This window comes from Cupriavidus sp. HMR-1, from assembly GCF_000319775.1.
Lineage (GTDB): Bacteria > Pseudomonadota > Gammaproteobacteria > Burkholderiales > Burkholderiaceae > Cupriavidus > Cupriavidus metallidurans.
Genome location: NZ_ANKP01000282.1, coordinates 1 through 10,491, shown reverse-complemented (window position 1 = coordinate 10,491; position 10,491 = coordinate 1). Strand labels below are relative to the sequence as shown.

At 66.7% G+C, this 10,491-nt stretch carries 9 protein-coding genes; 3 read left to right on the top strand and 6 right to left on the bottom strand.

What is annotated here, in order from left to right:
• Positions 1–138: 138 nt before the first annotated feature.
• From D769_RS32495 to D769_RS30530, 3 genes are all read right to left on the bottom strand, one after another.
• Positions 139–279 carry a hypothetical protein gene (locus D769_RS32495; RefSeq protein ID WP_187192294.1) on the bottom strand — a complete coding sequence of 47 codons (141 nt, stop codon included), beginning with the start codon at positions 277–279 and terminating at the stop codon, positions 139–141.
• A gap of 80 nt (positions 280–359) precedes the next feature.
• The gene (locus tag D769_RS30535) at positions 360–1,004 is read right to left on the bottom strand and encodes a LysE family transporter (protein ID WP_008652617.1); all 645 of its coding nucleotides are present in this window, start codon (positions 1,002–1,004) and stop codon (positions 360–362) included.
• A 42-nt stretch (positions 1,005–1,046) separates the two neighbouring features.
• Positions 1,047–1,634, bottom strand: a complete 588-nt coding sequence (locus D769_RS30530) for a hypothetical protein (RefSeq protein ID WP_035881315.1) — start codon at positions 1,632–1,634, stop codon at positions 1,047–1,049.
• A gap of 133 nt (positions 1,635–1,767) precedes the next feature.
• Here D769_RS30530 and D769_RS30525 point away from each other — a divergent pair, with 133 nt between their 5' ends.
• The 3 genes from D769_RS30525 (at position 1,768) to D769_RS30515 (ending at position 5,195) form a co-directional block, all read left to right on the top strand.
• Positions 1,768–2,265: a thioredoxin family protein gene (locus D769_RS30525; RefSeq protein ID WP_008652615.1), complete on the top strand. Its 498-nt coding sequence runs from the start codon at positions 1,768–1,770 to the stop codon at positions 2,263–2,265.
• Between the two features lie 128 nt (positions 2,266–2,393).
• Positions 2,394–2,933 carry a TlpA disulfide reductase family protein gene (locus tag D769_RS30520; protein ID WP_008652614.1) on the top strand — a complete coding sequence of 180 codons (540 nt, stop codon included), beginning with the start codon at positions 2,394–2,396 and terminating at the stop codon, positions 2,931–2,933.
• Between the two features lie 153 nt (positions 2,934–3,086).
• Positions 3,087–5,195, top strand: coding sequence for an ATP-dependent helicase (locus tag D769_RS30515; RefSeq protein WP_008652611.1), 2,109 nt, complete (start codon positions 3,087–3,089; stop codon positions 5,193–5,195).
• Positions 5,196–5,232: 37 nt separating this feature from the next.
• On the opposite strand, the gene cmdF is transcribed toward D769_RS30515, so the two are convergent.
• From cmdF to D769_RS30500, 3 genes are all read right to left on the bottom strand, one after another.
• On the bottom strand, positions 5,233–6,834 hold the full coding sequence (cmdF, locus tag D769_RS30510) for a tyrosine 2,3-aminomutase (protein WP_008652610.1): 1,602 nt from the start codon (positions 6,832–6,834) through the stop codon (positions 5,233–5,235).
• Positions 6,835–6,990: 156 nt separating this feature from the next.
• The gene (locus tag D769_RS30505) at positions 6,991–8,316 is read right to left on the bottom strand and encodes a sigma-54 dependent transcriptional regulator (protein WP_008652608.1); all 1,326 of its coding nucleotides are present in this window, start codon (positions 8,314–8,316) and stop codon (positions 6,991–6,993) included.
• A 45-nt stretch (positions 8,317–8,361) separates the two neighbouring features.
• Positions 8,362–10,368 (bottom strand): ATP-binding protein, encoded by a 2,007-nt coding sequence (locus D769_RS30500; protein ID WP_040011369.1) that lies wholly within the window; start codon positions 10,366–10,368, stop codon positions 8,362–8,364.
• Between the last annotated feature and the right edge of the window lie 123 nt (positions 10,369–10,491).

Here is a 10,491-nt window from a genome sequence, read left to right as displayed (position 1 = left end):
GTGCTCGCAGGCACATGCCGTTCCGCAGGCGGCTCGCATACGAGCCGAAACCCCTGCTTCACCCTAGCCAGAACCGCTTCGCTTCATTTTGATAGCGCCTCTTAGGAAAACGCGGACCTTGTCATTTTCAGCTTCCACTCAAACCGGTGGCTCCACCGGTGGCGGTGGCGGTTCCTCGATCGGCGGCTGGTCGGCTGGGAAGCCGGGCGGCGTCGGCTCACCCGGTGGAGGCTCCCGATGGGCGCGATACGTGGCTTGCAGGTGGGCGACGGCAGGCATCGGGGTCTCCATAGATTCCTGATCACTTCCTATTGAAGCAAACCTGTCGACCGTGCGCCACCCGCCCTCACCATCAACGCTCAGGCGTGATGACGCCGGACAAAGAACAGCGCGGTGCCCACGGCCACCAGCACGCTGCCGAAGAAGCGGTTTTGCCAGCGCACGGCACGCGCGTTGCGGAACAGGCCCTGCATGCGCGACGCCAGTAGCGCATAGCCGTGCATCACGATCAGGTCCACAAAGCACATCGTCGCCGCCAGGATAGCCAGTTGCAGCCCGAGCGCATGCGTCGGGTCGATGAATTGCGGCAGCACGGCCACCATAAAGATGATGCCCTTGGGGTTGGTGACGTTCGTCAGCAGCCCCGTGGCGAAGCGCCGGCGCCGGCTCATGGTGGCCACACGCACCGTCTTGTCCTCGCTGTTCTGCGGGTTCGTCTCAACCTTGGCACGCCACTGCTGGATACCCAGGTAGATCAGGTACATCGCGCCAATCGTCTTGACCACCAGGAATGCTTCCTCGGACGCCAGCAGCAGCGCGCCAAGTCCGCCGCCCGCAATTAGCAGGATGATCACCAGGCCGGTCTGCAGGCCCAGAATCGTCGTCGACGTCTTCTTCAGGCCGTATGACAGACCGTGGCTCATCGACAGCACGGCGCCCGAACCGGGCGAGACAGCGATCACCCAGCACGCGGCAAAATAGGCCAGCCAGACTTCCCAACGCATGACGAACTCCTTGATTGACTACCTGAAAGACTTGGAACGGATTTAGAACGGGTGAAAACCGGTGAGGAACTGCTCGACCTGCTCGGCCTGGCGCGCATCCTTCGCCGCATCGCCGGCCTCGAGCACCACTGCCTGATAGACACGCGAGCCGGACGCCACCAGCCGCGCGGTCAGTCGGCGCGGTGATTTGTCCTGGGGCGATATGCCAGCGACAGTCACCTCCACACCGTCCAGCGCAACGGGTGGCTGCCCCGCCGACATGACCGTGACCGGACGCGAGCGCGCGGGGCTGTCGGGATGCGCACCGAGGTTGCCTATCAGGCCGGCCTGCATCGACGCCAGCGCCTCGCGGCGTAGCCCCGCATCATCGGCGGGAAGGGAAACCACGCCGACGGCGAACAACGTGTTGTCGATCCGGGCGGCCTCCATGCGCATCGGCAACTGGCGCCCGGCGATCGCCACATCGCGCGCGGCGCTGGTCGGCTTGTCCGGATATAGCGCCGCATACTGCCCTTCGCTCGAGACGATGGTGCGCCAGTCATAGCGCGGCGAGCAGCCGGCCAGAGCCAGCAGCACGATGGCAATCAGCAGGGGAACGCGAGGGGCAGGTCGGGGGCTGGGGCGGCGCATGGGGGATGTCGGCGCAATCTGGCGCAAGCCGGTATTATCCGGGAAGCCGCGCACGTTCGCACCAGATGCGCACGAAATCAAATGCGGCGACGTCTTCACCAGGTTCTCACGGAATACCCACCGACGCCCCAGCATGACGCCCCGCTCGCCCCTGCTTCGCTCCGTTCTGCATGGTCTCGCCGCGCTGTTGCTGCTGGTGGGCCCGGCTGTGTCGATGGCGGCAAGCCATCTGCCGCCCGTCACCGATATTGCCGCCCAGTCCGCTGACGCCGCGAAACAGGGCGGGCCGCTGGTCGTGCTGGTCAGCTTGCCCGGCTGCACGTATTGCGAGACCGCCCGCCGCAACTATCTGGCGCCACAGGCGGCCGCTGGCGAGATCACCGCGCGCGAGCTCGACATGACGGCCGACACGCCGCTGCGCGACGCCGACGGCACCATGACCACCGCGAAGCAATGGGCACGCGCCCACAACATCACGGTGGCCCCGACCGTCCTGTTCCTGGATCGCAACGGCCGCAACCTGGCCAGCCCGCTGCGCGGCCTGCAGCCGGACTTCTACGGCGCTTACCTCGAACAAGCCGTGGATACGGCACGTGCCAGGCTCGCCGAAGGGCTGGCGGCGTCCAAGTAGTCAATCACCAGGAAATGCGGCGGAATGCCGCAGATAGTGCGCATTTGATCCGGCTTGCCACTGCCGGCTAACAGCGGCAGTAGAATAGCCGCTGTCTGTAGATGGCCTCCCCTCGGGACCGTAACCCCATGTCGAATTCCGCCACCCCTGCCACACCCTCGAGCAAGAAGCGCTGGCCGATCGCTGTAGCCGTTGTCATCGTCGCGCTGCTCGGCTTCTTCGGCTACCGCGCCATGACGCCCGCGAATACGGTCCCCGACGCCACATTCACGCTGCTTTCGGGCGAAAAGCTCAGCACTGGCGACCTGAAGGGCAAGGTCTACCTGATCAACTTCTGGGCCACGAGCTGCGCCACGTGCGTCAAGGAAATGCCTCAGATGGTCAGCACCTACAAGCAGTTCAAGGACAAGGGGCTGGACTTCGTGGCGGTGGCGATGAACTACGACCCGCCGATGTACGTGATGAACTACGCCAAGACCCGTGAACTGCCATTCAAGGTGGCGATGGACGCCGACGGCGCGGCGGCCAAGGCCTTCGGCAACGTCCAGCTCACGCCGACGACCTTCGTGGTGGACAAGAACGGCAAGATTCTCAAGCGCTACGTGGGCGAGCCCGAGTGGGACGCCCTGCACAAGCTGCTCGACGGCGCACTGGCCAACGCGGCCTGAACAACGCCAAACCCAACGAAAAGGTGCCCATGCGGCACCTTTTTTGTTGCCCGGCTCACATCGTCGGGCATCCGGCTTGCCTGTCAGGGCTGTATGGATATACAGTGAGCGCCAGATTTTTCTCATCGCATCCATCCGACTGCCTGCCCTGACGTGTTACCGGAACTTGCCCCTGAAGCCGCTGCCGAGTCGCCCGACACCGAGGTCGCCGACGCCCCCGCCTATCTTTCCCGGCTGAATCCGGAACAGCGCGCGGCGGTGGAGTACGACGGTGACGCGCCGCTGCTGATCATTGCCGGCGCGGGCTCTGGCAAGACCAACACGCTCGCGCATCGGGTGGCGCATCTGGTCGTGAACGGCGCCGATCCGCGCCGCATCCTGCTGCTGACGTTCTCGCGCCGCGCCGCCTCCGAAATGGGGCGCCGTGTCGAGCGCATCGTCGACCAGGCACTCGGCATCCAGACCGGCGCGGGGCGCGCCGCGCTGCAGTGGTCAGGCACGTTCCACGCCATCGGCGCCCGCCTGCTGCGCGAGTACGCCGAAACGCTCGGGCTTGCTCCGACCTTCACCATCAGCGACCGCGGCGATGCGGCCGACCTGATGCACGTGGTCCGCCATGACCTCGGGCTATCCGAGCAGACCTCGCGCTTCCCGCGCAAGGAAACCTGCCTCGCAATCTATTCGCGCGTGGTCAACACGCAGTTGCCGCTCGAGGTTGTGCTGAAGACGCAGTTCCCGCGCTACGCGATGTGGGCAGACGCGCTCAAGGGCCTGTTCGCCGCCTACGTGGAAGCCAAGCAGAAGCAGCAGGTGCTCGACTACGACGACCTGTTGCTCTACTGGGCGCAGGCGATGACCGAGCCCGCACTGGCGCAGGACATGGGCGCACGCTTCGACCATGTGCTGGTCGACGAGTACCAGGACACCAACGCGTTGCAGGCGTCGATCCTGCTGGCGCTCAAGCCGCAAGGGCGCGGCCTGACCGTGGTGGGCGACGACGCGCAGTCGATCTACGCATTCCGCGGCGCCACCGTGCGCAATATCCTCGATTTCCCGACACGGTTCTCGCCGCCGGCCGAGCAGGTCACGCTGTCGCAGAACTATCGCTCGACGCAGCCGATCCTCGGCGCCGCCAATGCCGTGATTGGCCTCGCGGCCGAACGCTTCACCAAGGATCTCTGGTCCTTGCGCGAATCGGCGGAGAAGCCCGGCGTGGTGGTGGTCAACGACGAGGCCGAGCAGGCGCGCTTCGTCGTCGAGCAGGTACTGGCGCGGCGCGAGGCTGGCTTGTCGCTGATGCAGCAGGCGGTGCTGTTCCGCGCGGCCGACCACAGCGCCCAGGTCGAGATCGAGTTGGCCCGGCGCAATATCCCGTTCGTGAAGTTCGGCGGACTGAAGTTTCTGGAGTCGACGCACGTCAAGGACGTGATGGCTGTGGTGCGCTGGCTGGAAAATCCACGCGACCGCATGGCCGGATTCCGCACGCTGCAGTTGCTGCCCGGCATCGGCCCGAAAACGGCCGCGCGCGTGCTTGAAGGACTGGAAGCCGCCACCGAACCGTTGATCGCGCTCGAAGCCTTCGAGCCGCCCCCCGCCGCCGCGCCCGCCTGGGATGAACTGGTGACGCTGGCGCGTGCGCTGATGGCGCCGACCTCGCCATGGCCATCGGAATTCGAACAGGTGATCGCCTGGTACATGCCGCACCTCGAACGGATGCACGACGATGCCGCCGCGCGGCAGGCGGATCTGCAGCAGATCGAGCGCATCGCGGCCACCTATGCGTCTCGGGAACGCTTTCTCACCGAACTCACGCTCGACCCGCCCAGCGCATCGAGCGACGAATCGGGCGTGCCCTCGCGCGACGAGGACTACCTGATCCTGTCGACGATCCATTCGGCCAAGGGGCAGGAGTGGAAGGCCGTGTACGTGCTCAATGCGGTAGATGGCTGCATGCCATCCGATCTTGCCACCGGCACCACCGAGGAAATCGAGGAAGAGCGCCGCCTGCTGTACGTGGCGATGACGCGCGCGCGCGACCACCTCGACATCGTCGTGCCACAACGCTTCTACGTGCACAACCAGGTCGGCTTTGGCGATCGCCACGTCTACGCATCGCGCACGCGCTTCCTGCCGAACCGCGTGATGCCAAATTTCTACAGCCGCTCGTGGCCGCCCGCGCCAATGCCGGGGGAAGGCCAGCAGGCGAAGGCCACGCTACCGCAGGTAGACCTCGCCAGCCGAATGCGCGGCATGTGGAAGTAGGAAACCGCTCATTACCGAAAGCTACCGCCAGAGTTCGTCAGGCCAGTTCGATGCCTGCGCCGCGCACGACCTCAACCAGCGCACCCTGACGGAGCAGCGCCGCCATGGCCTCGATATCGTCGGTCATATAGCGATCGATCGACAGGAACGGCACGCGCTCCCGCACGAACGCGAACACGGCGCGGCCTGCCGGCGCCAGTTGCTCGACCGCACCCGCGAGTTCGGCAGCCTGGCATGACGCCAGCAACTCCAGCGCGAGGATGTACTGGTTATTGTCGAGAATGCGGCGGGCGTTGCGAGCGGCGATCAGCCCCATGCTGACCACATCCTGGTTGTCGCCGTTCGACGGCACACTCTGGATGCTCGCCGGGCTGCAGATCGTGCGGTTCTCGGCGATCAGCGCCGTGGCCGGATACTGTGCCCCGGCAAACCCGCACGACAACCCCTCGTTCGCCGCCGCCAGGAACGCCGGCAGATTGTTGTTCAGATGCGGGCTCAGCAGGCGGTTCAGGCGGCGCTCCGACACCACGCCCAGCTGCGTGGCGGCAATGGCCAGGAAGTCCATTGCGAATGCCACCTGCTGGCCGTGGAAGTTGCCGCCATGGAACAGCTCGCCGTCTTCGAAGAACAGCGGATTGTCGTTCGATGAATTGAGTTCGCGCTCGACCACTGTGGCGCAATGATCGAGCGTATCGCGCACCGCGCCAAGCACCTGCGGAATACAGCGCAGCGTGTAGGCCTTCTGGATGAACACGCCGGTGCCGGTGTTCTTGGCCTCGCCCGCGCGCGTCTTCATCTCGGCGGACAGTTCGCCATGCCCGGAAAGCCGCGCCGAATCGGCCAGCAGCGCGCGCATGTTCGCCGCCGAGCGGATCTGTCCCGGATGCGGTTTGGCGATGTCGTGCCCATGGGCCATGAAGGCATCGGCCGAGGCGGACAGTCCTTCGAGCGCCAGCGCCGCGATGATCTCGGCCTGCTGGACCTGCGCGCGCAGCGTCTCCAGCAACAGGCACGACACCCCGGTCATGGCCGATGTCCCGTTGATCAGCGCCAGCCCTTCCTTGTACGCCAGCGCGAGCGGCGCGATGCCACGCTCGCGCAGGACGTCGGCCGTGGGTGCCGTACCACCATCGTCGGTCAGCACCTTGCCTTCGCCGATCAGCGTGATGGCGACGTGCGACAGCGGCGCCAGATCACCGCTGGCGCCGAGCGAACCCACCTGCGGCACGGCCGGCGTGATGCCGGCTTCCAGATACTTCAGCAGTTGCTCGATAACGGCCGGCCGCACCGCCGAATATCCGCGTGCCAACGCATTGGCACGCGCGACCATCATCGCGCGGACCTCGTCGCGCGAAAACAGCGGACCCACACCCGCGCAATGGCTGCGCAGCAGGTTCTCCTGCAGCGCACGGCCATGTTCGATGTCGACCCAGTTGTGCACCAGTTCGCCAAAGCCCGTGGAAACGCCGTAGATCGGCACATTGGCCGCAGCCACCTGCTCGAAGCGGGCGCGGGCATCGGCAACCTTGCCAAGGACGGGCTCCGGGACGATGGCGGCGCGCTGGCCACGTGCGATGGCAGCGACGGTGTCGGGGGTCAGGTGGTGGCCGTCGATGTCGGCCGGATGGGCGTGGGGCATGGGTCGGGGCGGTAGCAATGGAGGCGCTTGCCCTCTGCCCCACCGTTATTCCGCTCGCGGGGTATCGCGGGATATCGCGGGATATCGCGGGATAAGAAACCAGGGAAGAGAGCCGGGCCAGAGTGTACCGACCCCCGCCTTCCCCGAGTACGGCCGTTACAGTCCGTAGCGTTTGATCTTGTCGTAAAGCGTCGCCTTGCCCACTTGCAGCAGGTCCGCCGCCTGGCTGACGGCACCGCCCGTGCGGGCCAGCGTATCGGCGATCACGGCGCGCTCGTAGCGCTCCATCCGCTCGCGCAGCGGCGTCGATTCGTCAACGGGATCAGCCTTGCCGCCGGCGTGTCCGCCTTCCGGCACGCCCAGCACCAGTCGATCTGCCGCGTTGCGCAGTTCCCGCACATTGCCGGGCCAGGGTCGTTGCATCAGTTGCTGGCGCTGCATCTCGGACAGGATCGGCGCCGGCCGCTGATAGCGCACGGCGGCAACGAGCATGAAGTGCTCGAACAGCGGCACGATGTCCTCGCGTCGCTCGCGCAGCGGCGGTAGCGGAATCGTCACCACGTTGAGCCGGTACAGCAGATCCTGCCGGAACGTGCCCTGCGCCACCAGTGCCTCCATGTCGCCCTTCGAAGCCGCGATGATGCGCACGTCGATCGGTATCGACGTATTCGAGCCGAGCCGCTCCAGCGTGCCCTCCTGCAGCACGCGCAGCAGCTTCACCTGCAAGGCCAGCGGCATGCTCTCGATCTCGTCGAGGAACAGCGTGCCGCCCGACGCATGTTCGAGCTTGCCCACACGCCGCTTGCCCGCGCCGGTAAATGCGCCGGCCTCGTGGCCGAACATCTCGCTCTCGAAAATCGACTCTGGTACGGCGCCGCAGTTCAGCGCGATGAAGGGCTGGTCACGCCGCGTGGAGAGCGCGTGCAGGCTCCGCGCCACGAGTTCCTTGCCCGTACCGGTCTCGCCGTTGATCATCACCGGCACATCGGTGGCCGCCACATTGGCGATCAGGTCACGCACCTGCGCGATCGCCGGCGACCGGCCGATGATCCGTGTGCCGGCAGCCGGGCCAGCCAGCTCGCGGCGCAACGCGTGGTTCTCCAGTTCGAGCGCGCGGCGCTCCAGCGCGCGGCGCACCGTTTCGGTCAGACGATCCGCGCCGAACGGCTTCTCGATGAAGTCATAGGCGCCCTCGCGCATCGCCTGCACCGCCATCGTGATATCGCCGTGCCCCGTGACCAGGATCACCGGCACGCCCGGCGCGGCATTGCGGCAGTGCTGCAGCAGATCCAGCCCGCTCGCGCCGGACAGGCGCACATCGGTAACCAGCACCCCCGGGAAGTCCGCGCCAAGATGCGGCATCGCCGCTTCGGCCGAAGGCAGCGCCAGCACCGAAAAGCCAGCCAGTTCCAGGCTCTGCGCCGTCGCCTGACGCACCAGTGGTTCGTCCTCGACGAACAGCACACGCAATCCGTCCTGCATCGCAATCATGTCTTTACCTGTCATCCTTGACGCCGTTCAGGCGCCTCACGCCGTGGCCGTCTGGCGCGAGCGCCGCAGTGTCACGACGAATTCCGCGCCGCCGCCCTCGACGTTGCCGGCCGTCAGTTGCCCGCCGAACTCGCGCACGATCGACGACGAAATCGCCAATCCCAGGCCGAGCCCCTGGCCGATCTCCTTGGTCGTGAAGAACGGCTCGAACAGCCGTGGCAGCGCCTCCGGCGCGATACCGGGCCCATTGTCGCGCACGACCAGCGTCACGGTCTCGTCCTTCGCGCTGACGGCGATATCGACGCGGCCATCCTCGGCGCCGGCCGCCGCAATGGCATCGAGCGCATTGCCGACGAGATTCAGCAGCACCTGCTCGAGCTTGAGTTCGTCGGCCCATACGGCCAGGTCCGCCGTGTCGCCGTCGAGCCCCCGCACCCGTAGCATCACCCGACCCAGCCGTGGCGCGATCAGTTGCAGCACATGGTCGATGGCGGCACGCACGCGCACGGCATTGCGGCGCTGACGCGCCTTGCCCGCGAACAGCTTGAGCTGGCCCGTGATCTTGCCCATCCGCTCGGTCAGATCGGCGATGGCGGAGAGATTGCCGGTGGCTGCATCGAGCTGACCGCGCTCCAGCAACACGCGCGTGTTGTCCGAGAACGTGCGCAGGGCCGCCAGCGGCTGGTTCAGTTCATGGGTAATGCCGGCGGCCATCTGCCCCAGCGCCGCCAGCTTGCTGGCCTGCACCAGTTCATCCTGCGTCGCGCGCAGTTCGCCTTCAGTCCGCGCGCGCTCGGCCACTTCGGCTTCGAGTTGCTCGTTGATCGCCATCAGGTCGGCCGTGCGGGCCTCCACGCGCCGTTCCAGTTGATCGTAGGCCGCTTCCAGCAGCCGGCGGCTGTATTGCATATCGCGCGCGCGCTGGCGGCGCTGGCGCAGGTTCACCAGCAGCAGGCAGATGCACGCATAGGCCAGCGCCGCGCCAATCGTCGCGGTGCGCGCGCTCGCCAGCACCGGGTCCAGTTGCGCCATCACCTGCATGTTCCAGCCTGCGGGCCCGACGGCGCGATTGATTTCCAGGTAGCGGTCCGCGCCATCGCTGGACAGCCCGAAGTGCGCGCCCTGACCGTCATCGCCATCTCGTGCCGTGGCCCCCGTGCTGCCCGCGGCGCCAACCCTCACCAGCCGTTCGCCATCGTTGAGCGTGGTGCTGGCCAGCCAGCGCGAGACCGGGGAATCCAGCGGCTGGATCGGCAGCGGCGTGACGTCGACGTCGTGATACTGGCGCGTGTTGTGCAGTTCGGCCTGAAGCGTGGGCGGCAGGGGCCGAAGCGTGCGGTACTGCCAGCCCGGCACCGACGACAGGAAGATCACGCCGTGGTCGTCGGACACCATCAGCGGCTCGGTGCTACCGGAGCCCGCGCGCTGGAACCATTCGAGGTTCAGCTTCACCACCGTCACACCAATAACCTTGCCGCCCGACTCGATCGGCTGGGCGATGTAATAGCCGGGCTCGTCGCTGGTGATGCCGATCGCGTAGAAGCGGCCGATCTGGCCGCGCGACGCCATCTGGAAGTACGGGCGGAAGCGGTAGTCGGTACCGACGAAGCTGCCCGGCTCGCCATGGTTGCTGGCGGCCAGTGCCAGCCCGCTGGCCGCGATGACGTAGGTGGCCGACGCGCGGGCCCGGGTATTGACCTCGGCCAGGTAGTTGTTGGCCACGGCAATACGGGCCGGGTCTTCAGGATTGGCCAGCAGCGCGCGCACCGAAGGGTGCAGCGATACTAGCGCGGGAAGGAATTCGTAGCGGTCCAGCGTCGATTCAAGCGTGGCCGCATAACGGTCGGCACGCATGGCCGTGGACTGCTGCAATGCGGCGATGCCGCGCTGGACCGAAAACAGCCAGGTCAGCGAGCACAGCGCCAGAAGCCCCACCATCAGCGCGGCGGCAAACCCCCACCAGCGCGTGCTCGACTCCGGCGCGTGCACCGGGCCGGGCGCGGCAGGGTCATGCACGGCAAGGAAGTCGTCGGAATGGGGCATCGGCGCGCGCGGAAGCTCTCGCGCCGATGATACCCGCTGGCGGGGATGGCCGGCAGGTTCATCCGGGGCTGCGCCGGCGTCCCCTTCCTGCGGGGCGCCGGTCGCTGCCCGGGTCACGTCAGC

What these genes read in the sequence shown, in the direction of transcription:
- D769_RS30505 (WP_008652608.1), bottom strand. Translation starts at nt 8,316, where the DNA reads ATGCAGGACGGATTGCGTGTGCTGTTCGTCGAGGACGAACCACTGGTG.
- D769_RS30520 (WP_008652614.1), top strand. Translation starts at nt 2,394, where the DNA reads ATGTCGAATTCCGCCACCCCTGCCACACCCTCGAGCAAGAAGCGCTGG.
- D769_RS32495 (WP_187192294.1), bottom strand. Translation starts at nt 279, where the DNA reads ATGCCTGCCGTCGCCCACCTGCAAGCCACGTATCGCGCCCATCGGGAG.
- cmdF (WP_008652610.1), bottom strand. Translation starts at nt 6,834, where the DNA reads ATGCCCCACGCCCATCCGGCCGACATCGACGGCCACCACCTGACCCCC.
- D769_RS30525 (WP_008652615.1), top strand. Translation starts at nt 1,768, where the DNA reads ATGACGCCCCGCTCGCCCCTGCTTCGCTCCGTTCTGCATGGTCTCGCC.
- D769_RS30500 (WP_040011369.1), bottom strand. Translation starts at nt 10,368, where the DNA reads ATGCCCCATTCCGACGACTTCCTTGCCGTGCATGACCCTGCCGCGCCC.
- D769_RS30535 (WP_008652617.1), bottom strand. Translation starts at nt 1,004, where the DNA reads ATGCGTTGGGAAGTCTGGCTGGCCTATTTTGCCGCGTGCTGGGTGATC.
- D769_RS30530 (WP_035881315.1), bottom strand. Translation starts at nt 1,634, where the DNA reads ATGCGCCGCCCCAGCCCCCGACCTGCCCCTCGCGTTCCCCTGCTGATT.